The organism is Acetomicrobium flavidum (genome assembly GCF_900129645.1).
GTDB classification, from domain to species: domain Bacteria; phylum Synergistota; class Synergistia; order Synergistales; family Acetomicrobiaceae; genus Acetomicrobium; species Acetomicrobium flavidum.
Map to the genome: position 1 here is coordinate 1,282,724 of NZ_FSQZ01000001.1, position 26,316 is coordinate 1,309,039.

Genomic DNA, 26,316 nt, shown 5'->3' on the forward strand with positions numbered 1-26,316 from the left:
GGAAATGAAATATAGAGACCTAATTCAATTTGAGCCCATCGAAACTGTGATTCAGTTGCGTGATGCCAACGAATTTACGAAGGCCCGGCAATTAGTCAGTACGTACGTCATATCAGATGAGATGGCAGAAAAGCTTACGAACATTGTGTTTCCCCAACTACAATTCGATAGCCCTTCGGATAACAAAGCTTTGTTGATTGTAGGCAATTACGGTACTGGCAAATCTCATTTGATGTCAGTAATATCCAGTATTGCCGAGCATGAAACCCTTCTTTCTGCTTTAAACAACGAAAAAGTTGCGACATCGGCGCAAACCATAGCCGGTAAATTCAAAGTGGTTCGCAGAGAGATAGGATCGACCAAGATGTCTTTGCGAGATATTGTCACATTCTATTTAGAGGACGCTCTAAAGGATATGGGCATTACATATACATTCCCAGATGCTAGCCAAATACCAACCAACAAACAAGCTTTCGAGGAAATGATGGCTTCGTTCCAAACGGTGTTTCCGGACCATGGCCTTCTTTTAGTTGTAGATGAGCTTTTAGATTATTTACGTACCAGAAGGGACCAAGAATTGATTTCAGATCTGAGCTTTTTACGCGAAATTGGCGAGGTATGCAAATATTTGCGTTTTCGTTTTATAGCTGGCGTGCAGGAAGCAATTTTTGATAACCCTCGTTTCGCTAATGTGGCTGAACAACTTAGTTGGGTAAAGAGTCGTTTTGAACAAATAGTCATATTTCGAAAGGATATTAAGTTTGTCGTGGCTGAACGATTACTTAAAAAAACGGCAGAACAGCAGGTACGGATACGCAGTTATCTTACACCTTTCGCAAAATTTTATGGCCGCATGAACGAGCGGATGGATGAATTCGTGCGCCTTTTCCCTATTCATCCGGATTATATAGATGTATTTGAACAAATTAGGATAATAGAGAAGCGGCAAATCCTTAAGACTTTGTCTTATACCATAAAGAATCTTATTGCAGAAGAAGTACCTACGGACCGACCGGGAATTATAGCGTACGACAGCTATTGGGCTACCATTAAAAGCGATCCGTCCTTTCGTGCTATACCAGATGTTAGGGAAGTTATCGATGTTAGTCAAACTTTGGAGTCCAGGGTAGAACAGGCCTTCACGCGCCCACAATATAGACCATTGGCCATTAAGATAATCCACGCTCTTTCCGTTCATCGACTAACGACTGGCGACATTTACGCACCTTTGGGTGCCACCGCCGAGGAACTGCGCGATACGCTTTGCCTCTATCAGCCAGGTATAGAAGAACTAGGAGGAGAGCCAGCGGACGACTTATTAACTCACATTAAAATGATACTTAACGAAATTAAAAAGACTGTCAGCGGTCAGTTCATCTCATTTAACAAAGATAACAATCAATGGTATCTCGACCTTAAGAAATCAGAGGACTACGATGCGATCATTGAAAGGAGATCTGAGAGCATAGATGATAATGCTTTGGATCGGGGCTACTACGATGCCCTTAAGAACTTGATGGAGAAGACAGACAATCCTACCTACGTGACTGGGTATAAAATATGGGAACATGAGCTGTTGTGGCCCGAGCGAAATGTCGCGAGGAAGGGTTATCTTTTCTTTGGAGCTCCCAATGAACGCTCGACTGCTGTGCCGCCGCGTGATTTTTACATTTACTTCATTCAACCATTTGATCCGCCATACTTTAAAGACGAAAAGAAGGCAGACGAAATATTTTTCCGTTTGACTAACGTGGATGAAAACTTTAAGGTAATGTTAGCTAGATATGCTGCAGCTTTGGATCTGGCCTCCATATCCAGCGGCAATGCCGTAAATATCTATAAATCCAAGGCCTTAGGATTTTGGAAAGAGATTGTCATGTGGCTACAAAAAAATGCCATCAATGTCTTCAGCGTAGTTTACCGCGGTAGTACCAAAAGCTTTGATGAGGCATTACGCTATGTCTCCAATGCCTCAAGCGAATTAGGGGCGAGAGCTCACCAGGTTGCACATTATTTGCAAACGCCTGATACCTCCAGTTTTGGCTTTCGCGACTTGGTTAATGTCGTTGCTGGCACTATGTTATCTGCGCATTTTCTAGATCAAGCCCCAGAGTATCCAAGATTTAGCGTACCGATCACAAGTCAAAACCGAGAACGGGCGGTACAAGACGCTCTGCGCGCGATAGCTGGGCAACGCACCAAGCAAGCAACTGCGGTGCTAGATGCCCTAGAGTTGTTAGATGGCGAAAGGCTTGATCCGGCCAAATCCAGATATGCAAAGCACATCTTGGATATCCTTGGTAAAAAAGGCCATGGCCAGGTGGTAAACCGTTCAGAGCTTATCCAGAGTTTTAACGATGTGGAGTATTTTGCCCTGGATAAAGGTTATCGCTTAGAACCCGAATGGGTCGTAGTGCTTTTGGCCGCTTTGGTTTACTCCGGAGATATTGTCCTTTCGATCCCCGGCAGGAAATTTGATGCGACAGCTTTGTCCGAATTGGCCGCTGAACCAATAAGCGAACTGGTCAATTTTAAACACATAGAAAGACCAAAGGAGTGGAACTTGCCGGCCCTTGGAGCCTTATTTGAATTGCTAGATCTGACGCCGGGCATGGTTCGACTCATCGCTCTGGGCAAAGATGATCCGGTTGTCGAAATGCAAAAAAAGGTAAACGAGTATTTGGAGCGGATTGTTTTAGCCCAACAAACATTACGTCAAGGCATTACCTTTTGGGGTGAATATATTTTAGACGAATCGGCACAACGGGAATACTCCTCGGCACTTGAACAAATGAAAAGTTTTTTGGAAAGCTTACGAGCTTTTAATACGTCTGGCAAGCTCAAAAACTTTCATTACGACGAAGTGCAAGAAATTAAACGTTACGAGGATAATTTAAAATCTCTTTTGCAGGTCGAATTTTTGCGGGATTTACTAAACGATCTGAAAGATATAGTTTCATATCTATCTAATGCCGAAAAGCTTATGCCAAAGGACCACGAATGGAACAAGAAGGCAAGAGAAATTCGAGCCCAAACAATAACTTCGATTAAGAGTAAATGGATGGATGCAGTAGGCGATAGGCTGAATTGTGGGAGTGGTGATTTATTGCCAAAGCTATGGCGAGATTTGACCAACCTTAAAGAATCCTACATCAATGCTTATCTAGATATGCACACCAAGGCTAGATTGGGCGTGAACGAGGACAGAAGAAAAAAAGAGCTGATGAATAATGACGAGCGGTTAAAAGCACTACGTGACTTAGCCAGCATAGATCTCATGCCACAATCTCAACTGATAGAGCTTGAAGGACGTTTGATCAGCTTAAAAAGCTGCTTTAAGCTTACCGAACATGATCTTGTCGTAAAGCCGGAATGTCCATATTGTTCCTTCCGGCCGGCGGTAGAGACGCCCCTCAGATCTGCAGCTATTGAGCTTGAATCCCTAGATGAGAGACTAGATAATTTGTTTAACGAATGGACTGTTACGTTGCTAACCAACCTAGAAGACCCAACAGTTCAGAATAACCTCGATTTGCTGAAACCGGAGGATCGAAAACAAATTGAGAAATTTATGGAAGAAAGACGATTGCCCGACGTGCTGGGCAAGGATTTTATTCGCGCCATACAGGAAGTTTTGTCAGGTCTTGTGAAAATCGAAGTCAAGATAGAAGATTTGCACCAAGCCCTCCTTGCAGGCGGTTCGCCGGTGACGTTGGATGAAATGAAGAAACGTTTTGAAGCCTATTTGACAGAGCTCGCCAGGGGTAAAGAGCCCAACAAGGTTAGGATAGTATTAGAGTAAAGTCTATAAGTTATATGACTTTTCATGGAAGGTGGCATGATTTAAGTGAGCGAAAAAACAAGACAACATCGTCAACAGATCTTGTTTGATTTAGAATCTATGCCCTCTGGCAAGGTGGACTTAGGTGCCTCTATAAGTTGCCTGGGTATTACATTTGAAAATGACGAAAAGCGGCGGGAATACTTCCTTGATCTGCTTCACAAAGGACTGGAAGAATTAAATGCCAAGCTTAAAGGCGTTCCTTTTACTACGTTAGATGACACCATATCTCGTTTGAAGTCGCTCGAACATTGGTCCGTTGGCGACGATGATTGCATAAATAAACTTGCCCTTTGCATGGCCGAAGCGGCACGAATTTCCCGCCGCGGAAGCCGGGATGTGGATCTTTTAACGCTTTATAAAGACGAGGTTGGCTTCCCTCGCGGCAAGATCGAGGATATCTTGCGCCTTTCCGACCCGCCTTATTATACGGCCTGCCCTAATCCATTCATCGAGGATTTCATCAGATGTCATGGCAAATCATATGATCCGCAAAGCAGTAATTACCATCGCGAGCCCTTCGCAGCCGATGTAAGCGAGGGCAAAAATGACCCGATCTATAACGCTCACTCCTATCACACAAAGGTGCCACATAAAGCAATCATGCGATATATACTGCACTACACTGAACCGGGCGATATTGTCTTTGATGGTTTTTGCGGCACGGGAATGACCGGCGTGGCGGCTCAACTTTGCGGTGACCGCAACACAGTGGAATCTCTTGGTTATATGGTGGACGATCAGGGGATAGTGTACCAACAGGAAACAGAGGATAACGGAAAAAGCGCGTGGAAACCTTTTTCTAAACTTGGCGCTAGATACGCAGTGTTAAATGATCTGTCGCCAGCTGCTACATTCATAGCTTATAACTATAACACTCCGGTAGACGTCAAAGCCTTTGAGCGTGAAGCTAAACGTATTCTACGTGAAGTTGAAGAAGAATGCGGCTGGATGTACGCTACATTGCCTCAGGGGGAGACTGACAAAGCAGAAATTTGGGCTGATGAGCTTAAAATGTGTAAAACCGCCGATGAAGCCAGAAAACTAATTCGTGCAATCCCAAACCTGGGACAGATCAACTATACGGTTTGGTCTGACGTGTTTATATGTCCAGAATGTACAAAGGAAGTCGTTTTCTGGGAATCTGCCGTGGACAAAAATGCCGGCAAAGTCTACAATGAGTTTCCTTGTCCACATTGCGGTGCTTTGCTCACCAAGCGCAACATGGATCGTGCCTGGGTGACCAAATATGATAGCGCCATTGGCAAGACCATCCGCCAGGCAAAGCAAGTTCCGGTGCTCATAAATTATAGGGTGGGCAAAAAGCGCTACGAGAAAGCGCCCGATGACTTTGATATAGCGCTTATTGACAAGATCGAACAGCTCGATATTCCCTATTGGTTCCCTACAGACCCAATCCCTAAAGGCGACAAAACTGGCGAGCCACTTCGTATTGGTATTACCCACGTGCATCATTTCTATACGAAGCGAAATTTGTGGGTGCTGGGGGCCTTACGGCATCGAGTTAATATGATTAGTACCTTATCTTTACATTATTGGCTTAATTCTCTTGATCATGGGTTAGGTAAACGTGTGAAACATGGTAATTGGTCTTTTCCAATGAGCGTATTGTCAGGCACTTTATATATTCCTGCACTATCTAGAGAAAATAACCCTCTTTATTTTTTTGAAGCAAAAAGAAGGAAGCAAGCATGTGCCCTATCTGAAACAAAAGCACATATTAATATTTTGGCAACTCATTCATCTTCAACTTTGATAATAAAAGATCAATATATAGATTATATTTTCACTGACCCTCCTTTTGGTGGAAATTTGATGTATTCAGAGCTTAATTTCTTGTGGGAAGCATGGCTCAGAGTTTTCACCAACAACAAACCAGAGGCCATCGAAAATAAGGTTCAAGGAAAGGGACTACCGGAATACCAACGACTTATGACGGAGTGCTTCAAAGAATATTATCGGGTGCTTAAGCCTGGTCGTTGGATGACGGTGGAATTTCATAACTCTAAAAACAGCGTATGGAACGCCATTCAAGAAGCCTTACAAGTGGCTGGGTTTGTGGTTGCAGATGTTCGCACACTTGACAAAAAACAAGGCTCTTTTAATCAGGTAACGCAAACAGGTTCAGTGAAGCAAGATATCATAATTTCATGTTATAAACCTAACGAAGGTTTGGAAGAACGTTTCAAAATTGAGGCTGGCAGCGAAGAAGGTGTCTGGGACTTCGTCCGCATGCATTTAAAAAAGCTTCCGGTATTCATCTCCAAGGACGGCAAGGCAGAGGTCATTGCCGAGCGTCAAAACTATTTACTCTTCGACAGAATGGTGGCTTTTCATGTCCAGCGTGGAGTTACTGTACCACTTTCTGCAGCCGAGTTTTACGAAGGCCTTGCCCAACGATTTCCGGAACGTGATGGCATGTATTTCTTGCCTGACCAGGTAGTGGAATATGACAAAAAACGCATGAAAATCAAAGAGGTTATGCAGCTTGAGCTTGCCGTTACCGATGAATCCTCTGCAATTCAATGGCTTAAGATAAATCTCAACAGAAAGCCGCAAAGTTTCCAGGAACTACATCCGCAGTTCATAAAGGAGATTGGCGGCTGGCAAAAACACGAAAAACCGCTTGAACTTTTGGAAATTTTGGAACAGAACTTTCTTCGCTATGACGGGAAAGGGCCAATTCCTGCGCAAATAGTTTCTTGGATGAAACAAAGCGCTGATTTGCGCAAAATCATACAAGAAGAGCTAGCAAGAGGTAGTTCGAGGGAAGAAAATGGCCAATTATACACTGAAAACCAAGAGCTTATAAAACGTGCAAAGGATCGTTGGTATGTCCCCGATCCAAATAAAGCGAGCGATTTAGAGAGGCTTCGTGAGCGTGCCTTATTGCGCGAATTTGAGGAATACAGAGATTCCAAACAGAAACGACTTAGGGTATTTAGACTCGAAGCTGTTCGTGCCGGCTTCAAGAAGGCTTGGCAAGAACGCGATTACGCAACCATCATCGCCATAGCGCGCAAAATCCCAGAAAGTGCACTTCAAGAAGACCCAAAATTGTTGATGTGGTACGATCAAGCGCGCATGCGCTTTGGAGTTGAATGATTGATGAACACTAACATACCAACACTAGAACCTGCGTATGATTTTAACGCTGATGTGCATAGCATACAGTTATATTGTGGGCGGGTTGAGATATGTATTGATGGGAATATCTATGTAGGTGATGGTGAAGTTCGTTTGGACTTTTTGCCGAAAGCTAGCGTTAACTTCTATGGCCATTTTCATAATGTACCATTTGAAGATAGATTAAAAGAAATTTCATTTTTTACCATTAATAACATCAAAGTTGAGTGTTTAAAGCTTTCAGGAGATTTAAATTTAACATCTGATGAATTCAACGTAAAGTGTTGTCCGAAGTTAGAGCCCATAAACTGTATCGGAAATGACTCGACCCAAATAAAATGGATTTTATTTCATTTATTTAATTTTGTTGACTTAATTGGTAACAGGAAAACCGTAGAACAAAGCGAAGAAAAAGGTTACTTGATTCAACGTATGGATTTATTTTGTGATGATTGGAAAGTTGAATTGAAATCTCTTATTTCTACAAATGAGAACATTAAGTTGCTTAGAGAAGGAGGGGGATATCGTTTAACTCACATTGGCTGCATTACGAGAACCAATGATGCTCAATTTACGGGAAAAATGGCAAAAGAGTTTTTATATGCACTTCGATTTTTTCTTTCCTTTGCTAAGGGGGGATGGTGCGAGCCTATATGTGCTGTAGGATTTGACAATGCTGGGAATCGAGTTTGGGAATTGTGGTCTTCCCCCAAAGAGCCGTGGGTTGTACCAGTGACTTGGTTTGATCCATATAATTCTTATCAGTTGGTCGAGTTGTTTCCTAATTTTATGAAAAGATGGGCTGATGACAGCTGGCAAGAAGCATTACGCGAAGTTGTTTATTGGTACCTGAACGCCAATAACCCATCTCGAGGAGTGGATGCAGGTATCATTTTAACCCAAGCAGCTCTTGAAAGGCTATCCTATGAATATGTGGTGAAGGACAAAAAACTTCTGTCAGTAGATGGTTTTAAAAATATTTGGGCATCGGATAAGTTGCGCTTGTTGTTTTCGAGTTTAAGGATACCTCTTGATATACCAGTTGAAGCTCATAATTTGCAATGTTTTTCTCTTTCAAAACAGATAAAATGGTTAGACGCTCCTCATGCTCTTACGGAGATTAGGAACTCACTTGTTCATCCAGAACATAAACATCGAGGCCGTTATGATACTGCTTACTATGAAGCGTGGAATTTAGGCTTGTGGTACCTAGAGATGAGCATTTTGGCAATTTGTAATTATACAAGCACCTATGGAAACAGATTAAAACAACGTTGGGTTGGAGAAATTGAGGATGTGCCATGGAAATAAACAATACAGAATGGTACTACAACTCGGATTATAACGGCCTTTGCCGTGTAATTGAAACCCAGACGCTTTGGGGCGAGACTATTTGCCGTGTCTGGATGCCTAATAAAAATGCTGTTGTTCGTATATCAGCTTCACAGCTTAAACCGTTAAGTGAAATTACAATCGATAATAAACACCGGATAGCCTATCTTGCTTTCGCAGCGAAGGTTGTCGATGCTTTGACTCAAGATGTTTTGCTTGCGCCAATAGAATCACAGGTCATCCCATTGCCTCACCAAGTTAAAGCCCTGTCTAAAGCTGTTTCCTCGAATTGGGTTCGCTACCTTTTGGCGGACGAAGTTGGGCTTGGCAAGACCATTGAAGCAGGGCTCATAATGCGTGAGTTAAAGCTCCGTGGCTTAGTTAAGCGCACTTTGGTTGTTGTACCTAAAGGGTTAGTAGCCCAATGGATAGCCGAGATGCGCTTTCATTTTAAAGAAGAGTTTCGTTTTATCATACCAAGCGACTTTTCTGCTTATCGACGAATAGCTAGTCAAGAAAACCTGTGGCAAATTCATCCTCAAGTGATCTGTTCAATGGATTCAGTGAAACCCTTAGATAACCGACGCGGATGGTCGATGGAACAGGTTGCTGAGTATAATAAAGAACGCTTCGAGAATCTGATCTCTGCCGGATGGGATCTGGTCATAGTAGACGAGGCACACCGTTTAAGCGGCAGCACGGATCAGGTGGCTCGTTATAAACTTGGTTTGGGACTTTCGAAAGCTGCTCCTTATTTGCTTTTGCTCTCCGCTACGCCGCATCAAGGTAAGACGGATGCTTTCCATAGGCTGCTTTCGCTCCTAGATGCCCAAGCATTTCCCGATGTAAATAGCGTATCTAAAGATCGGGTGCAGCCGTATGTAATTCGAACGGAGAAGCGTAAAGCCATAGATGTGCAAGGTCAGCCGCTATTCAAGCCGCGATATACACATTTAGTGTCAGTTTCTTGGGAAAATTGTCACAGGCAGCAAAAATTGCTTTATGAAGAAGTAACTAAATATGTCCGCAAAGGCTATAACAGAGCGAAGCTTGAAAAGCGCAATTATATTGGATTTCTAATGATTTTAATGCAACGATTGGTAGTATCGAGTACGCGAGCTATTCGCACGTCGCTTGAAAGGCGTCTCGAAGTGCTTGAAGAGCCGCTTGAACAGTTATCATTATCCCCAGTTATTATAGAGGAAGATTGGGCCGATTTGGATGGTCAGGAGCAAATAGATATAGCCATTAGACTTCGGTCCGAAGCTTTAAAGGATGAAAAGACGGAGGTAAGCCGTCTTTTAGATTTAGCCAAAGATTGTGAAAGCCAAAGTTACGATGCTAAGGCTGAAGCGCTTGTTAGCTGGATTTACCGACTTCAGGCTGATGAAGGTGATCCTGGTCTTAAAGTGCTGGTTTTTACAGAGTTTGTGCCAACTCAGGAGATGCTTTACGAGTTTTTAACGGAGAGGGGCATCTCTGCGGCCTGCCTTAATGGCTCTATGGATATGGACGAGCGTGTTCGAGTGCAAAAAGCTTTTGCGGAAGATGTGCGTGTTCTAATTTCGACGGACGCTGGTGGCGAGGGCCTTAATCTCCAATTTTGTCACGTGGTGATAAATTACGATATCCCCTGGAACCCAATGCGCTTGGAACAGCGTATTGGCAGGGTAGATCGCATCGGCCAGTCGCGTATGGTTAGAGCTTTTAATTTTGTATTTGATGACTCCGTGGAAAAGCGAGTTCGGGAGGTGTTGGAAGAAAAGCTGGATGTCATATTTCAAGAATTTGGCATAGACAAGACTGCTGATGTACTTGATTCTGCCCAAGCAGGCCAGATGTTCGATGATCTTTACGTCGAAGCCATACTGAATCCAGAAAATGTGGAGACCAAGGTTGACGAGGTGGTAAAAAGCATTCGACAACAGGCTATGGAGTCAAAACAGAGTGCCTCTTTGCTTGGATCTGCTGAAGATTTAAACCCTCGGGAGGCACAACAGTTGTTGGCTCATCCCTTTCCATATTGGGTAGAACAAATGACGATAAACTATATTTTGGCCAATGGTGGCATGGCTGAGAAAAAAGATGGCGCATGGGATCTAACTTGGCCAGACAATGAGAAAATGGCTAATGTTGTATTTGACAAAGAAGAAATGATAAAAAATCCGTCAAAATACTATCTCACCTTTGAGGACCCCAAGATAAGAGCTCTGACCATGAATCTTCCGCCATTTGTGCCAGGGCAACCAATACCGATAATTGCTGTTCAAGGCCTTCCATTGGAGATAGTTGGTTTTTGGTCGCTATGGCGAATTTCAATCTCTACTGCTGACTGGAATCGTTATAGGGTCATGCCCTTATTCTTAGCTGATGGTGGTCAGATATTTATTCCCACCGCCAGGCATATTTGGGATCAATTATTAAGCACATATCCCCGGATAATTTGTCACATGGATGTTGACAGTTCTCGCCTGGTTTTTGAGCAACTTTGGAAGGCAGGAGAACAACAAGGCAAGTTTATCTATGATGAACTGCTCCAGGCCCATAAAAGACATCTTATCTGGGAGCAAGAAAAGGGCGAGTATGCCTTTGATGCACGACGTAGGATAATAATGCGAATTGGTCTAAAACAGGTACGTAATCACCGCCTGAAGATCTTGGAACGAGAGGAACGATATTTCCATGAGGAGCTTAAACTTAAAGCAAAGGTTATGCCGGAAATGGTTCCTGTGCTAATGGCTCGCATAGAAGGAGAAACCGCCGATGGCTAGTTGGCGTGATATAATCCTTAGTGAGTTTCAGCCTCAAATCGCACGCCTAACATTAGTTGCAGATCCTGATGATTTGTTGCTTGAAGAGGACATCTTTGAAGAAATGCGCGCAAGGGGTTTTGATCTGATACCTTTTGATGATAATGTTGCATTTAGGTACATTTATGAATCCAAGTTCCGTTCTCGTTGGGACAATGGTGAAGAGACCGATTCAATGGCTGTTCTTAGGTTGACTTCAAATGAACTAGATTTATTGCCATATGACTTACTACAAGCTGGACGCAAGGTTTCGATTTCCTTGGCTGATATTTTCCCAAATTTAAGCTATCCAGTTGTTGCGACACTTGATTTCATTTACCTTGATGCTTTATTCCAAGCTCAAGATAAGTTTTCGCCAGGACGATTGGGGGATAACGCTACTAAAAGTTTCATACTTCGCTACGTATTTGAAATAATCCCGGAGTTTATTAAAGAGCCTAAGGATCTGCTTTTGGTGTTGCTTCGTCGACATTACCTCGGCATGAGAATTCCGCCGATCGTTGATGAGTACCTTATTCAGTTTCTTCAGCAGAATGAGATGTTCAAAGATTGGCCTTTAGATATTATCGTTTCGGATAGGCAGGCCTTTTTTGCATTTCTTCAAGAACGATGGCCTATATTTTTAAATACACTAGCATTAAAAGGCAATGAAGTTTGTGAAGATCCTTCAAGATATGGATTAAGGTTTTCGGGCCCGGCCCTTTTGCCATTTGATCATGAGGAAATTCGCGTTTATATTGATGACCTATTTCTTGAAGGCTTACTTCATCCTGTTCCTTGCAGAGAAGCGCAATTACCTAAAGAACACTGGATAAAATTTGGCGTAACAATTGACCCTGAAGAAAGCTATTATCGTCGCATTGTTGGATTGATGGATTCCGTCGAAGAAAACTTAAAGGATAATATGCGGCATGAGATGTGGCTTCACTTTGCCTATAAATGGGCTGAACTTTTAGCCTTAGAATTTACATCAGACTTTGGTTTACCTGATACGTGTAAAGAACGCATGGATGCACTAAAATCAAAGATCGATGGAATGTTTCAAGATTGGATTTTGAAGCGTTATGCGAGCCTTATAAATCTTTCGCCGGCATCTCCAGTAATGTTACATCATATTCCTAGATTCCTTGCGCGAAATCTAGCAGGGGATAAGCGCACTAAAATAGCCCTTTTGTTAATTGATGGCCTTGCTTTAGATCAATGGATAACATTACGTAATGTCTTAAAAGAGTTGGATTCAAGATTGCAGTTTAGAGAGTCTGCGGTTTTTGCGTGGATACCAACTTTAACGTCAGTATCTCGACAAGCGGCATTTGCTGGGAAACCTCCCATGTTCTTTCCGACAAACATTCGAACGACTGATAGGGAATCGAATCTTTGGGCTCAATTCTGGGCAGAGCAAGGACTTAGTGCCAATGATACAGCTTACATCAGAGGGTTAGGTAATGAAATATCTAATAAACATTATGAGGTTCTAAAACAAGATCGATTACGAATAGCTGGTTTGGTCGTAGATAAGATTGATCGTATAATGCATGGAATGGAGTTAGGTACTGCTGGCATGCATAATCAGATTTGGCAATGGACTAAGCAGGGATTCATGAGAGACCTTTTAAGCATTTTAATAGATAATGATTTTAAAGTATATATTACATCAGATCATGGGAACATCGAGGCCAAGGGAATTGGTTGTCCTAATGAAGGGGTAACTGCAGAATTGCGGGGAGAGCGTGTTCGTATATATTCCGATCTAAGTTTAAGAACAAAGTGCAAAATGTCATTTCCCGATTCACTGGAATGGCCGTCTATTGGCCTCCCAGAAGATTATTATGCTTTAATTGCACCAAGCAGGGCGGCCTTTATTCGTAAAGACGATGTGATTGTAAGTCATGGCGGCATTAGCATCGAGGAAGTTATAGCCCCATTTATCGAGGTTGAACGAGCATAAAACGAGCGGATCCTTTCATGGGGGTGAGTTTGTGCCACATAACGGCCAGCTAACGTCACAAAAAAGATTTTCACAAATTGGTTTTAGTAGGCTGATACGCCTAGAGTGGCTGGAAAGAACAGCTAATTTAGTCCTTGCCGGAAACGACGAGTCATCCATTTATGATGCCCTTCAAAGGTTACTAGACAATAAGCTCTATGGTGGTAAAAACGTTAAAGGTGGCAGTAGGGAAAAAACAATTGCTATTTTAAGGAAAGTATGGGTTCGTCCTCCCATCCATCTGATTTGTCTTAGAGACGATGGCCTGGAAATTTTATCGCATATCCCACGTGAAGAGCATGTAATAATTCATTGGGGTATGACCATGGCAGCATATCCTTTTTGGAGTGCTGTGGCAATGCATATAGGAAGGCAGCTGAGACTTCAAGGTACAACGTCAGTCGGCCAAGTGCAACGTCGCATTAGCGAGCAATATGGAGAACGAGGTGCAGTATCTCTGGCTGTACAAAAGATATTTCTTAGCCTTGCCGATTGGGGTCTGCTTAGTAGAACTGCAAATAGGGGGATTTATGTCCCAGGACTTTCATTTGCCATTAATGACATAAGGGTTATTGCTTGGCTGGTCGAGGCTTTTTTGCATGTCCACCAAGGGGGCCCGTTGATGTTGGATACCATACTTAACTCACCAAGTTTATTTCCCTTTCTTATTAACCCAGTGTCAGCTGGTCAATTGGTCAAGGCCTCAGGGCGCCTCGATGCTTTCTCAGTTGGAATTGGTCAAGATTTTTTGGTAATAGGCAAGGCTAACTAGCAAAATTAATAAATAAAGGATGTGTCAATATGCCGGATGTTGTTTTTAAAAAGGTCGATTATACCCTCAAGAAGCTTGTGGAGGATATTGATATAGGAGAGATTGGGCTACCCGATATCCAAAGACCGTTTGTTTGGCCAAGCAGCAAAGTGCGGGACTTGTTTGACTCAATGTATCGTGGTTATCCGATAGGTTATTTTTTATTTTGGGAGAATGGCTTCCCCGGTGAGCATAAGGTCATAGGGACTGGCCAAAAGCAAAAAGCCCCTCGTTTGTTAATAGTAGACGGCCAACAACGATTGGCTTCATTATACACAGTAACTAAGGCAGTTCCTATTGTAAGTAAAGATTTTCGTCATGCTCGTATTCGTATTGCCTTTAACCCCATAGAAGAAAGATTTGAAGTTACAAACCCTGTCATTGAAAGTGATGTGAAATGGATTTCCGATATAAGCGAGATATGGAAACCGGAAATGAGCAGTTATACGTTTATAAATAAATTCTTTTATCGTCTTGGAGCAAATCGTGAAATTGCCGATGAAGAAAGAACAAAAATAGCAAATTCAATCACACGGTTAGAAAAGCTCTTAGATTATCCCCTTACTGCGTTGGAAATATCTTCTTCTGTTGATGAAGATAGAGTTGCAGAAATATTTGTTCGCATCAATAGCAAGGGTACACCGCTTAATCAGGCTGATTTTATTCTTACACTTATGTCGGTGTTTTGGGATGATGGTCGAAAACAGTTGGAGGAGTTTTGCCGTCAGGCTAAAAAACCACCAGTTGATAATCGTCCATCACCATATAACCATTACCTTACTCCTAGCCCTGATCAGTTGTTAAGGCCTAGTGTTGCCCTTGGTTTTCGTCGAGCAAGGTTAGAGCACGTATATTCGCTACTGCGCGGGAAGGATTTGCAAACTCAGCAGTTTTCTGTAGAGCAGAGAGAAAAACAATTTGATACATTGAGAGAAGCTCAGGATTGTGTTTTGAACCTCCAAAATTGGCACGATTTCTTTAAGGTGCTAAAGCGTGCCGGTTATCAAAGCGGTAAGCTCATCTCCTCCGAAATGGCAATAGTCTATACATATGCAATGTGGTTGATCGGTAAGATGGATTATTGCGTAGACCCTTATTACCTGAGAGAAGTTATGGCTCGCTGGTTTTTTATGGTAGCTCTTACGGGACGTTACACCGGCTCTCCAGAAAGTCGTATGGAGCAGGATTTAGCGCTCTTACGGGCGATCGATACAGCTGAAGGGTTTGTGAAAGTGCTGGATCAACAAATAAATGCCATTTTTACAAGAGACTATTGGGAAGTGACCCTGCCTAACGAATTAGAGACAGCTGCCGCTCGCAGTACTGGCCAATTTGCCTTTTATGCAGCGCTTTGCCTTCTTGATGCCAATGTGTTGTACTCTAAGATGAAGGTCTCTGAATTGTTGGATCCAACCATTAAAAGTAAAAAGAAAGCCCTGGAACGTCATCATCTGTTTCCTCGGCGATATTTGCAGAAAATTGGCATTCGAGAGAAGCGTCTTATTTATCAGACGGCTAACTACGCCTTGGTGGAATGGCGTGACAATATAGCCATATCGGATAAAGCACCCAAGGATTATGTGCCTCAAATTGAGGCCAGATTTACCGGTGAAGAACTGCAAAAAATGTATACGTTGCATGCGCTGCCCGAAAGATGGTATGAAATGGAACATACGACCTTCTTAAATGAGCGTAGAAAATTAATGGCTGATATCATTCGCAGGGGATTTATGAAATTGAAAGAAAATATATAAGCAATGCTCTAGAGGGGCTTTTTACTCTATAGGGGATGCCATAAAATGGATACAAGACAATGAATTTGGCGATATCTCATGCTAATTTAAATGCATACCTACATGCCCGTCTAATAGGTAATCATCCATGAGAATCTGGTCGCTGCATCCTCGTTATCTTGACAGCAAAGGGCTGGTGGCGCTGTGGCGGGAGGGGCTGCTCGCCAAGGCGGTATTGGAAGGAAAGACTCGCGGTTACGTCCATCATCCCCAGCTTGCACGTTTTCGCGCTCAACCGGATCCTGTGGGCGCTATAAATGCCTATTTACATTTCGTGCTCCTTGAGGGTCGTGCGCGAAACTATTGCTTCGACGAGAATAAGCTGTTGCCCGTCGAAAGATGTCAGCTAATTTCCGTGACCGACGGGCAGATTTGCTACGAATGGAAGCATTTGTTGGCCAAGCTCAAGACAAGAGTTATAAGTCGGTATAGCTTGCTTTGTTCAATAAAAGTTCCTGACGTTCACCCTTTGATGAAGGTCGTTCCCGGTCCCGTTGAACCCTGGGAAGCGATAAGGTGAATTGGCAAAATGTGTGACCTATTGAGTCATCCTGTGACAATTATAAGTAAGACAATATGATAAGCTATTTTCTAACCAATTTTCTTACCTCTTCAGGCATTATAAGTCTTACATCTAAGCCTTTTCGATTAAATTGATTATCTGCAAAAAAGTCATATATTTTCCTTTTGCGTTCGCTGTCAGCAAGGTGTTTCTTTTCAGATGCCATTAAAACTTCTTTTAATTTAATCCTTGGTATTGCTACGACGCCATCACAATCTCCCACCAAGACGTCGCCCGGGGCCACGTCAATGCCGCCGCATGATATGGCAGCATTAATCTCGCCATCATCGAACTTCGATGGTTTGCATGGCATAAATCCTCTGCAGAACACTGTGTAATCCATTTGCATAATCGCATCAGAATCTCTTATGAAACCGTCTATCACTACGGCGACAAGGCCAATGTTTTTTGCAACGGTGGCCATAAGTTCACCCAGATAAGGACCATCTCGATATTCCCCCGTATCCACTAATAGTACATATCCAGGTTTGCCATTATAAATGGCATATTGCACTGGAAATGTGTTTCCGCCAACGGCTCTTACCGTATAAGCAACGCCAACGAAGTGTCTATTCTTGCTGACAGGTGTAATACCTGCGTCTATACTTCCGCAACGAGTCACATTAAATTCAGACATTCCATCGCAAATTTCAGCAGTAGAGAGTATGTTTAATCGATTTAATATATCATGCTCTAACGGTTCACCGAAATTTTTTACCTTTAACATTATATATCTGCCTCCTACAGAAAAATTTTATAAACCCCTAACAGGGCAAGGATGACCAGAACCACAAGCGCTACAACAGACCATGCAAATAGTTCGATAAAAAGCTTCATATTATCGAATTTGCCGACCTTTTCATCAAGCGCCAGCATCATAGCAATGATAAGGGCTCCTGTTGTTGACAAAGGGCTTACCCCTGTTACTGTACCCCCAATTACCACCATAGAGGCCAGCTCAATGGGATTAACATTGCCTACTACTTGTGCTACGTTGGTGACCGTTGGAATAAGTGTTGGGAAAACGACACCTAATCCTGAAGAAAACCACGACATGATTCCCGCTGTAGCTCCCATAATTGCAGGAGATGTGTTTGGGGTCATTATGGCAGCCAAAGCTGTTGTTAGAGTCTTAATTCCGCCAGTTTCTACAACCATACCCATCATCGAACTAACCCCCGAAATCATAAGAAGGGTGCCCCAGGGAATACCACCTACGCTTTCTTTTTCGCCACCAGCTTTTAAGGTAAGTAGCACCGCAGAAACTGCAAATGAAGTTAGTCCCGCGTTCCACTTTCCAAAAATTACCAGAATAACCATTACTATTAGTCCAACCAATGATAAAAATTGTTGTTTATTAAGCTTTTGTTCTTGTTCTTTATCATTGTCCTCACGCAAAATTTTTACACTAAATCCTTTGTAGTAAATAAAAGCTATTATGTATAAAACAATACCAGTAATAATCATGTTCATATACATCGGCTTTATTGCCTGTGTAATGTCTATGCCTTGACTTGAAAGCAAATTATATACCAAAATGCCTTCAGGAGTGATTGTAGACATGCGGCCGCTGAATATGCCAAATGAGCCGATCAGCGCAAGCATTACCGGGTTATACCCCTTAGCGATGGCTATGGGAATGGAAAAAGCTGGCATAATGGCCAACATGGGAATGGCGCCTGGACCTATGGTTGTAAGTATAAAACCCACCAAGTAGACCATAACTGGGATTAAATATTTGTTATTACCAGCAAGCGATACGATCTTTTTAGCCATTATGTCGATAGTTCCGTTTGTCTTGAGTATGCTAAATAGTAAAGTCAGGCCCATCAATGTGATAAATAAGTTGACATTAAACCCTTGAATTACTGTTTTTTCTGGTATGCCGGCATATTTGCTTAAGGCTAAGGCAAATAGTAACGCAACCAACCCGATGTTAACTTTACGAACGAAGCCAATAACAATAGCCGCACACAGCAAAACTATCGAAAGCAATCCCACATTCATAAACAACTCCTCCTTCATTGCGGTATTATTCTATTTAAAAACGATACACGTAGGGCTTCCGGTGGCAATTGAATGGCCAGTGTAAACTAGTTCCCCTGTTTTTGAGTTAACATCGAATATCCTGATCGTATCGCTGTCCTCATTTGCAACAAGCAATTTGTTGCCGTCCTCGTTGAAGGTCATGAAGCGCGGTGTCTTGCCTAGGGTGGGTGTGAAATGAATAGTTGCAAGAAACCCAGTCTGTCTGTTGATTCTGTAACATACAACGCTGTCGTGAATCCTGTTGGAAGCGTAAAGAAATTTTCCGTTAGGATGAACCAATATAGCACTTGCCTGTCCTTCTCCGGTGTATGTTTCCGGCAGTGATGTAATAATTTGTAGTGGCTCGATTTTCCTTGATTTGTCGTCGAAATCGTAGTAAGTGACTGAGTTTCCTTTTTCATTGATTAGATAAACTTTTGTATTATCAGAGTGGATAGCAACATGTCTGGGTTCCGAGAACTTTCTGGCATCTATAAAGCAAACAGGAGATAATCTTCCAGTTTCATCATTTACTTCAAAAACCCAAAGCCGTTCGAACCCAACATTACGCCCCTGGGTAGGTACGAAAAGAAATCTCTCGCTTTTATCTAATAAACACTGATGAGCATGCGAAACGCTCGTTTCGGTAAGGCCTTGCAAATGTTCTACGTATACAGCCTCTCCCAAGCTACCATCACTGTTTATCGGTAAGCTAGTCACTGTGCCACCTTGGAGGGTAGCTACAAAAAGAAATTTGTTTGTTCTGTTCGGCGTTATGAATACGGGATTCTTGCCTTGAGAGCTAACTGTATTAATGTATTGTAATTTACCTTCATTGTCTATTTTAAAGGCACTTACTGCATTAAGGTCTCCATGGACCGTGTAAAGATAATTTTTAGTCTTATCCATAGTTAAATAGGAAGGATTTTCCAAAATTGGAGTGATCTCTACCAGCTTCCAGGTCTTGTTATCTTGAACTTGATATAGCGAAATGCCCCTTCCTCTGGCATTACGAGTCTTAGTAGTCCTGCAACCGACATACACATATTTCATGGAATTACTCCCCCTCGCGCAATTGAGCCTTTATGAACAACAGTAAGCCACCGTGTAGCAAAATATCTACATAATAATCTGATATATCTAAATTTACAGCAAAATTCCTTCTCTTTGTCAGATTGTTAATTGTAATTTTTTTATTTTTTATCTGTTGTAGCAAATTTTCAATATTTAATTCATCTTCTTGGTCTATAAAATCATAATCACTTGGATCTTCAAAAACAGTCGGAATAACGCCATGATTTATGAGATTGCTTTTATGAATTCGCGCGAAGGATTTTGCAATGACCATCTTGACACCCAAAAACATACAGGTGATGGCAGCGTGTTCACGCGACGATCCCTGTCCGTAGTTGACGCCACCGACTATAATGCTTTGTCCATAAGCTTTAGCGCGTGATACAAAGTCAGGAGCATATCTGTTAAAGGCGAACTCTGCCAGGGCCGGTATGTTTGAGCGCATTGACGAAAACTCGGCACTTGCTGGGGTTATGTCATCCGTGGAGACATTATCGCCAGCTTTTAGGCTAACCTTGCAGGTAAGGTTATTGCTGGGTGGGGTATTGACCGGAAGAGGCTTAATGTTTGGACCGCGCGTAATTTCAACTTCACTTCCATCTTTCGCAAAAGGAATCAGCAAATTATCGTTAACGGGGTATTCGTTCGGTTCATGTACATATGCAAGAACAGAAAGATCTCCCATAACCTCGTCCGGGGTAGCAAGTGTTCCCTTAATAGCTGTAGCTGCAGCCACCTCCGGGCTTACCAAATATAGCTCTGCGTCGGAGGTGCCACTTCGACCCTTGAAGTTACGATTACATGTCCTGACGGAGATTCCCTTGGATGGAGGCGCTATGCCTATACCGCAACAGGGGCCACAGGCAAATTCTGTGAAACGAGCCCCTGCGTTCAGCAATTCTGATATGTATCCATCCTCCAGCAACTTTAAGTAAATCTGACGGGAAGTTATGCCGAAGACCAGGCTGACGTTTTCGTCGACCTTTTCCTCTCTCAATACCAGTGCAGCTTTCTTGAAGTCACTATATGAGCCATTCGTACAACTCCCTATAAATACCTGTTGAACGGGTTTTTTCTCCGCTTCGCGGACAGTTTTTACATTATCTGGAAGATGAGGGCAGGCCACAAGGGGTACAAGGGCCCTTAAATCGATGGTTATCTCCTCATCGTACTTGCAACCACTATCGGGCAATATTTCTTTATAGTCGGTTTCCCTTTTCTGTGCTTTCAGGAATTCCCTTACTGTTTCGTCTGCCGGGAAAATGGCTGTGGTTGCGCCCAATTCTGCACTCATGTTGGCTATGGTCACGCGCTCCGGGACGGAAAGTGTTTTGACGCCGTCGCCAGTAAACTCAAATATCTTACCTATTCCGCCTTTGACGGTAAGCCTTCTGAGCATTTCTAAAATTACATCCTTAGCCGAAACGCCTGGATTAAGGTTGCCCTCTAGGTTAACCTTAACTATTGCCGGCATCTCTAGTCTAAAAGGGAACCCTGCCATGGCTGTGGTGATGTCCATCCCCCCTACGCCTATAGCCAACATTCCTAAAGCCCCACAGCTAGGAGTGTGACTATCTCCTCCTAAAAGAAACTCACCAGGTTTGCCAAGTCGGGTGTAATGGATAGTATGGCAAATGCCATTACCTGCCTTCGAAAGGTATACTCCAAACTTTTTGGCGACAGATTGTAAATAGATGTGATCATCCGGGGTCTTATTATCGATTTGAAGTAAGTTATGATCGATGTAGCTGACGGATAGTTTAGTTCGCACCCTTGGCAAATCCAGGGATTCAAAAGCCAGATAGGTCATGACGGCATTTATATCGTGCGTAAGCGTTTGGTCAACTTTCAGCAATAGCTCCTGTCCAATAATCAAATCTGCTGGTCTGCACAGATGTGAAGTAATTAACTTTTGTGCCATGTTCTGTTTCATGTTAGCTATCATCCTCCTTGTTTGTTTGGTCTTTTGCATCTTAACAGGAAATATTGTTTTTTTATAATATTAAGTTATAATTATCTTATAAGAAAATGTTATTATTGAAGGAGCAATATCAATATATTGTAATTGCAGTACGATAAAGAGGGTTAAATAACAAAGATGGATGAGAAAGTGCTTCAATATGTTTTGGCCATTGCAAAAACAAAGAGTTTCACCCAGGCTGCCGAACAGCTTTATGTCAGCCAACCCGCCCTTAGTCAAGCCATAAAAAGATTGGAATGTGAACTTGAGGTGGAACTGTTTTATAGGGATCGCACAAAGGTCGTGCTCACGCCTGCCGGAGTCATCTTCGTGGAAGGGGCCAGGGAGATACTAAAACAGGTGGATAATTTGAAACGCCAAATAAAACATTTTAGAGCAAACCCACAAGATACAATTAGCATAGGTGTTTCCCAATTTTACGGCAAGCATTTCCTTTATTTCCTTATAGATGGTTTAAAGCAAAACTTACCATCTTATCGAATTAAAATTATTGAAGGTGAGTCAAAATTTCTTGAAAACCTTATTGATCAAGGAAAATTAGATTTTGGGATATTTCCAGCTCCTATTTACAATAAATCAGTTCATTTTACTCCTATATACATAGAAAAAATATTATTTACTTTTAATAAGAGAAATAAAGATGCATTTTCCTTGTTACCTAATGCTTTTGATGGGAAATATATTAATTTATTTTTATATAAAGAATTTCCATTTATATTACTTAAGGAAGGTCTAAAGTTGAGGGTATTGGCGGATAAAATTTGTACATCGTATGGTTTTAAGCCAAAAGCTATCTTAGAGTCCGAAAACCTGGATACTATCTATTCGTTGGTAACACATAATTATGGGGTTGCTTTTTTGCCTAGCACTATATTCCAAAGCATTAATATCGAAAAATCAGAAGTTAGTTTCTATCCGCTGAAATCTAAACTTAGTAAACGAGACATCGGCATTGCCTATAAGGAAGGATACCTTGACAAGAATCTTGTAAGTAAAGTTGTTCAAAGCATAGGCAATAAGGTTAGCACGAATAAGAACTTGAAATGACGGAGGTCAAAAAATAACTGTGAGTGAAAGACTTTCATGACCTAGTTTACGGGCTTTAGTTTTCTTGCCACCCTTTACTATATGTACTACTATAAATCGCCTCATACAGCCTTTCTCCCAGCCGAATTATTTCATCGACTTTGGCGATCTTCTCTATCCATTCCTTGGGGATGCCTTCATAGCCGTAGTATATTCCGGCCAATCCGCCGGCAAGGGCGCCAATGGTGTCCGTATCTCCACCGAGATTTACTGCCGTTATGACAGTGTCTCTGTAGGAATCGTTATTTAGGAAGCACCATAGACAGGCCTCCAGTGAATCTACGACATAACCGCTTGATTTTATGGAATCAATCGGCAGAGATGAAATATCGGATGCAAGGATTCTGCTAAAATGACTCAACTCCTCAATGTATGGCTCTTTAGAATAATATTTCAAAACGGCATCTTTCATCTTCTCGTAAGCTGCTTCAGGAGCGTCGCCATTAAACAAATTGATCCCGAATTGAACGTATATTCCGCATGCCATTTGCGATCTTATATGTCCGTGTGTTATGCGCGAGACCTGGTGAGTGATTTCAAATTGCTCTTCTTCATCCATTTTCTCTACATAAAATATCAACGGCAAAATTCTCATGAGCGACCCGTTGCCGTTGCTGCGTTCATCCGTAGGTCCAGCTTCTAGGGGATCAACTCCTTTCTTTAAGCGTGAGATGGCGATTTGAGTTGTACCTCCAATATCAAAGGCCTCGCCCCATGGTGTCCAGTAACCTTCATACATCCATTTGACGAATTTGTCAGCGATATCTCGAAGGTCAAAGCCATTGCAAAGCGATTCGGCCAAACAAAAGGTAAGAGAGCTGTCGTCTGACCACGTGCCCGGCGGCTGGTTGTGAGTTCCGTATCCCATCATGTCTTTGACGGGATTTCTTCTAAGCTTTTCCCTTGATTGAAACTCCACGGGCACGCCTAAAGCATCTCCGATGCATAATCCAAGCAAACCGCCTATGACCTTATCTTTTTTCATGGATGCTCACTTCCTAATTTATGATAAAGGCCAGGGTAGTCTTCGAGGTGGAAGACTTAACCTGGCCTAGTGTTGTTTATTGATCTAAAGGAACGGGCATTCTGGCTTAGAGGTGTTAAGGGACTGATCTTTCTTTTCCTCCATCCACTGATGCCTCCGTTCCTCCCTCTTGAGTACTTGCGGCTCAAGCTGCAGCCTGCTTCCTTCGAGCAACTCCGAGACGCCTCCGCCTGAAGACATCGACTGCCTCATGCATATCTCCTTGCAGCCATGGCAGTGGGAGCTGGCGTCTTCCGGCTCGGTATATACCGTGATGGTCCCTTCGAAGTTCCTGAGCACAACCCTTCGCTCGCCCTGGGCCAGCAGGTAGTTTGGCATGAGCGGTATCTTGCCGCCTCCCCCGGGGGCATCTACAACGAAGGTGGGAACGGCCATGCCTGTCGTATGTCCGCGCAGGAATTCTATGATCTCGATGCCCTTGCCGACGGAGGTGCGAAAATGAGATATTCCTCGAGACAAATCGCATTGGTAAATGTAGTATGGACGAACCCTGTTCACCAAAAGCTTGTGAAACAGCTCCTTGAAGATGTATGGGCAGTCGTTGATGCCACGAAGCAGCACGGATTGGTTGCCAAGCGGTATACCTGCGTCGGCGAGCATGTTTAAGGCTCTGGTCGAATAGGGCGTAATTTCCTTAGGATGGTTGAAGTGGACGTTGATCCACAGCGGATGAAACTGCCTTAACATGGAGACCAAAGACCTCGTGATCCTCTGGGGCATCACTGCCGGAACACGCGTCCCTATCCTTATGATCTCGACGTGAGGTATTCGGCGCAAGCTCATCAAAAGCCACTCCAGGTTTTCGTCTTCCATGGTCAGAGGATCTCCGCCGGTGATCAGTATATCTCTAAGCACGGGGGTCCTTTCGATGTAATCTATGGCTGCCTGAATTTCCTCCCGGCTTTTCGGCCTGTCCACCTCGCCCGCAAATCGCCTCCTGGTGCAGAACCTGCAGTACATGGAGCACTGGTCGGTCACCAAAAGTATTCCCCTATCAGGATATCTGTGCACGAACCCAGGGACCGGCGCGTATCTGTCTTCCGCCAAGGGGTCGTAGAAGTCCTCTTCCGCGGTGTATCTTTCCTTGGAAGTCGGGACGGCCTGCATGCGGATGGGGCAGTTGACGTCGTTTGGATCCATCAGGGTGGCATAGTAGGGGGTGATCGCCATTCGCAGTTCCAAAAGGTCGTCGTTTAGGGCCTTTTTCTCCTCAGGTGTAAGGGTGATGATCTCGCTTAAAGCCTCAATATCGGTGATGCGGTTGGAGAGCTGCCAATGCCAATCGTTCCACTCTTCCGGCGTTACGTTCTTCCACAGGGATATTTCCCTATAGTCTCTCATTGCCTTCTTTGCCTCCCGAAGGATTATTTTTTGATATAAATTTATAGAAAGTTACTAAATCATCGCCTTCCCTGTAAAAGGAAGGGATGCGACCGCATACGCGGAAACCCAAGGCCTCATAAAAGGACCTTTGGCCGCTATAAGCCTTGCTGCCCGAGGTCTCCAGCCTTATGTTTGCCTTCTCCCTTTTTGCCAGGATCAGAGATTCCATTCTGTTCACCAAGCGTCTGCCGATTCCCTTGCCCTGATATGAAGGGGATACGACGATCCAATAAAGGTCATAAGTGAACTCGGTCATAGGCGTTTTGCCGTATATCAAAAAGGCGACGTCTTCCCCCTTATCCTGTTCGGCAAGCAGTATATAGCCTTCCTCGCTTTGCTCGACGAGGCAGTCTTGAAGCACCTCTTCTAGCACTCCTATCTCTGCCTCGTTGAATGCCTTAGTAGCCCGCGCTATCTCTAAGTACTTCGCATACCGTCTCTCTTGCGAGTCCATGATTATCCTCCCTTAATGCTATATCGACTATGTAGGAGACGAGGGCGTCGTAAGGCAAGCCGCTTCTTTTGCATTGATTCGCAAGGCCACTGTCGATGTTTAAATCGGGGTTGGGGTTTACGTCGATGATGCAAATGCGCCCGTCCTTTTCCCTCATGTCGACCCTGAAATAGCCCTTGCATGAAAGCGCAATACCTGCACGCCTGGCGATCCAAATCAGATGCTGCCTCATCTCTTCTGTGATGAACTTCGGGTTTTCAGGGGTGATCTTGTAGCTTTGGCTTGACTCATCCCACTTGGATCTGTAGTCCAAAAAAGGCATGATTCCCGGATAGTCCTTGTAATCTATCATCGATATGCCCAGCACTTCGTATGGCGGGTGTCCTACCAATCCAACGTTAAATTCGCGTCCTTCCAAAAACTCTTCGACTATCACGCCGGCAGGAAAGGCCGACAATTTGTGCGGCAGGACCTCAGCAAACTGTTCCCTGGAGACGATCAGCGAATTGTCGTCAATGCCAACGCTACCGTCTTCAAAGCGCGGCTTAACAAAAGCAGGGCAGGGCAACTTATCTAAGTCGTAAAGGATTGACTTTATGCACTTGCCTCGCGGTACGGGCACGCCTTCGCTTGCCAAGAGCTGCTTTGCCAGGAATTTGTCCAAGGACGAATAAAGGGCGGTCGAGCCGTTGCCGGTAAAGGGAATGTTTAAAGATTCCAAAAACATGGCAAAGGAGACTTCCTTCATGCTGTCGTCGGAAAATCCTTCAAACAGGTTGAATATGCAGTCCGGGCCATGGCGTAATATCTTTCTTTCAAGTTTGTCCGGATCGCCAAAATCTTCTTTGGTGATCTCCAGAGTATCGACGATGTAGCCGTTGGATGCTAAAGCACCAGCCACCGAGTCCCTACACCTGAGCGTATCCAACACATCTGGCCTGTCTGTATCTTCTTTGGCCGTAACAATCAACACTCTCATCAC

Annotated in this window: 17 protein-coding genes; 9 read left to right on the top strand and 8 right to left on the bottom strand. The window is 43.4% G+C overall.

The window, feature by feature from the left end:
* Positions 1-4 precede the first annotated feature (4 nt).
* The 8 genes from BUQ78_RS06505 to BUQ78_RS06540 all read left to right on the top strand — a co-directional run bounded on the left by BUQ78_RS06505 (position 5) and on the right by BUQ78_RS06540 (position 16,241).
* Positions 5-3,802, top strand: a complete 3,798-nt coding sequence (locus BUQ78_RS06505) for a DUF6079 family protein (protein ID WP_074199669.1) — start codon at positions 5-7, stop codon at positions 3,800-3,802.
* A 45-nt stretch (positions 3,803-3,847) separates the two neighbouring features.
* The gene (locus BUQ78_RS06510; RefSeq protein WP_084532269.1) at positions 3,848-6,967 is read left to right on the top strand and encodes a DNA methyltransferase; all 3,120 of its coding nucleotides are present in this window, start codon (positions 3,848-3,850) and stop codon (positions 6,965-6,967) included.
* 3 nt (positions 6,968-6,970) lie between these two features.
* Positions 6,971-8,299 (top strand): YopA family protein, encoded by a 1,329-nt coding sequence (locus BUQ78_RS06515; RefSeq protein WP_143228349.1) that lies wholly within the window; start codon positions 6,971-6,973, stop codon positions 8,297-8,299.
* On the top strand, positions 8,290-11,091 hold the full coding sequence (locus tag BUQ78_RS06520; protein ID WP_074199671.1) for a DEAD/DEAH box helicase: 2,802 nt from the start codon (positions 8,290-8,292) through the stop codon (positions 11,089-11,091). The genes BUQ78_RS06515 and BUQ78_RS06520 overlap by 10 nt, the downstream gene beginning before the upstream one ends.
* Entirely contained in the window at positions 11,084-13,078 is a 1,995-nt protein-coding gene (gene pglZ / locus BUQ78_RS06525; RefSeq protein WP_074199672.1) for a BREX-3 system phosphatase PglZ, read from the top strand. The genes BUQ78_RS06520 and pglZ overlap by 8 nt, the downstream gene beginning before the upstream one ends.
* A 31-nt stretch (positions 13,079-13,109) precedes the next feature.
* Positions 13,110-13,889: a hypothetical protein gene (locus BUQ78_RS06530; RefSeq protein ID WP_074199673.1), complete on the top strand. Its 780-nt coding sequence runs from the start codon at positions 13,110-13,112 to the stop codon at positions 13,887-13,889.
* 29 nt (positions 13,890-13,918) lie between these two features.
* Entirely contained in the window at positions 13,919-15,682 is a 1,764-nt protein-coding gene (locus tag BUQ78_RS06535) for a GmrSD restriction endonuclease domain-containing protein (protein ID WP_074199674.1), read from the top strand.
* 127 nt (positions 15,683-15,809) lie between these two features.
* Complete coding sequence (locus BUQ78_RS06540) at positions 15,810-16,241, top strand: pyrimidine dimer DNA glycosylase/endonuclease V (protein ID WP_074199675.1); 432 nt, start codon at positions 15,810-15,812, stop codon at positions 16,239-16,241.
* 64 nt (positions 16,242-16,305) lie between these two features.
* Here BUQ78_RS06540 and BUQ78_RS06545 read toward each other — a convergent pair whose 3' ends face one another.
* Genes BUQ78_RS06545 through BUQ78_RS06560 form a run of 4 tightly spaced genes read right to left on the bottom strand, consistent with a single transcriptional unit; the run spans position 16,306 to position 21,318 of the window.
* Entirely contained in the window at positions 16,306-17,010 is a 705-nt protein-coding gene (locus tag BUQ78_RS06545; RefSeq protein WP_074199676.1) for an RraA family protein, read from the bottom strand.
* A 14-nt stretch (positions 17,011-17,024) separates the two neighbouring features.
* Positions 17,025-18,290, bottom strand: coding sequence for an SLC13 family permease (locus BUQ78_RS06550; protein ID WP_074199677.1), 1,266 nt, complete (start codon positions 18,288-18,290; stop codon positions 17,025-17,027).
* Between the two features lie 30 nt (positions 18,291-18,320).
* Positions 18,321-19,364, bottom strand: coding sequence for a lactonase family protein (locus BUQ78_RS06555; protein WP_074199678.1), 1,044 nt, complete (start codon positions 19,362-19,364; stop codon positions 18,321-18,323).
* A 4-nt stretch (positions 19,365-19,368) separates the two neighbouring features.
* Positions 19,369-21,318 (bottom strand): aconitate hydratase, encoded by a 1,950-nt coding sequence (locus BUQ78_RS06560; protein ID WP_074199679.1) that lies wholly within the window; start codon positions 21,316-21,318, stop codon positions 19,369-19,371.
* A gap of 165 nt (positions 21,319-21,483) precedes the next feature.
* Here BUQ78_RS06560 and BUQ78_RS06565 point away from each other — a divergent pair, with 165 nt between their 5' ends.
* On the top strand, positions 21,484-22,413 hold the full coding sequence (locus BUQ78_RS06565; protein WP_074199680.1) for a LysR family transcriptional regulator: 930 nt from the start codon (positions 21,484-21,486) through the stop codon (positions 22,411-22,413).
* Between the two features lie 55 nt (positions 22,414-22,468).
* On the opposite strand, the gene BUQ78_RS06570 is transcribed toward BUQ78_RS06565, so the two are convergent.
* The 4 genes from BUQ78_RS06570 to BUQ78_RS06585 form a co-directional block, all read right to left on the bottom strand.
* Entirely contained in the window at positions 22,469-23,437 is a 969-nt protein-coding gene (locus BUQ78_RS06570; protein WP_074199681.1) for an ADP-ribosylglycohydrolase family protein, read from the bottom strand.
* Positions 23,438-23,521: 84 nt separating this feature from the next.
* Positions 23,522-24,838, bottom strand: coding sequence for a lysine 2,3-aminomutase (kamA, locus tag BUQ78_RS06575; protein WP_074199682.1), 1,317 nt, complete (start codon positions 24,836-24,838; stop codon positions 23,522-23,524).
* Positions 24,825-25,334 (bottom strand): GNAT family N-acetyltransferase, encoded by a 510-nt coding sequence (locus BUQ78_RS06580; protein ID WP_014807675.1) that lies wholly within the window; start codon positions 25,332-25,334, stop codon positions 24,825-24,827. Before BUQ78_RS06580 ends, kamA begins: the two co-directional genes overlap by 14 nt.
* On the bottom strand, positions 25,279-26,313 hold the full coding sequence (locus BUQ78_RS06585; RefSeq protein WP_074199683.1) for a D-alanine--D-alanine ligase family protein: 1,035 nt from the start codon (positions 26,311-26,313) through the stop codon (positions 25,279-25,281). The genes BUQ78_RS06580 and BUQ78_RS06585 overlap by 56 nt, the downstream gene beginning before the upstream one ends.
* Between the last annotated feature and the right edge of the window lie 3 nt (positions 26,314-26,316).

Excerpts from the sequence above, each read along its gene's own strand:
- BUQ78_RS06505 (WP_074199669.1), top strand. The coding sequence starts at position 5 with ATGAAATATAGAGACCTAATTCAATTTGAGCCCATCGAAACTGTGATT.
- BUQ78_RS06515 (WP_143228349.1), top strand. The coding sequence starts at position 6,971 with ATGAACACTAACATACCAACACTAGAACCTGCGTATGATTTTAACGCT.
- BUQ78_RS06520 (WP_074199671.1), top strand. The coding sequence starts at position 8,290 with ATGGAAATAAACAATACAGAATGGTACTACAACTCGGATTATAACGGC.
- pglZ (WP_074199672.1), top strand. The coding sequence starts at position 11,084 with ATGGCTAGTTGGCGTGATATAATCCTTAGTGAGTTTCAGCCTCAAATC.
- BUQ78_RS06535 (WP_074199674.1), top strand. The coding sequence starts at position 13,919 with ATGCCGGATGTTGTTTTTAAAAAGGTCGATTATACCCTCAAGAAGCTT.
- BUQ78_RS06540 (WP_074199675.1), top strand. The coding sequence starts at position 15,810 with ATGAGAATCTGGTCGCTGCATCCTCGTTATCTTGACAGCAAAGGGCTG.
- BUQ78_RS06545 (WP_074199676.1), bottom strand. The coding sequence starts at position 17,010 with ATGTTAAAGGTAAAAAATTTCGGTGAACCGTTAGAGCATGATATATTA.
- BUQ78_RS06550 (WP_074199677.1), bottom strand. The coding sequence starts at position 18,290 with ATGAATGTGGGATTGCTTTCGATAGTTTTGCTGTGTGCGGCTATTGTT.
- BUQ78_RS06555 (WP_074199678.1), bottom strand. The coding sequence starts at position 19,364 with ATGAAATATGTGTATGTCGGTTGCAGGACTACTAAGACTCGTAATGCC.
- BUQ78_RS06560 (WP_074199679.1), bottom strand. The coding sequence starts at position 21,318 with ATGAAACAGAACATGGCACAAAAGTTAATTACTTCACATCTGTGCAGA.
- BUQ78_RS06565 (WP_074199680.1), top strand. The coding sequence starts at position 21,484 with ATGGATGAGAAAGTGCTTCAATATGTTTTGGCCATTGCAAAAACAAAG.
- BUQ78_RS06570 (WP_074199681.1), bottom strand. The coding sequence starts at position 23,437 with ATGAAAAAAGATAAGGTCATAGGCGGTTTGCTTGGATTATGCATCGGA.
- kamA (WP_074199682.1), bottom strand. The coding sequence starts at position 24,838 with ATGAGAGACTATAGGGAAATATCCCTGTGGAAGAACGTAACGCCGGAA.
- BUQ78_RS06580 (WP_014807675.1), bottom strand. The coding sequence starts at position 25,334 with ATGGACTCGCAAGAGAGACGGTATGCGAAGTACTTAGAGATAGCGCGG.
- BUQ78_RS06585 (WP_074199683.1), bottom strand. The coding sequence starts at position 26,313 with ATGAGAGTGTTGATTGTTACGGCCAAAGAAGATACAGACAGGCCAGAT.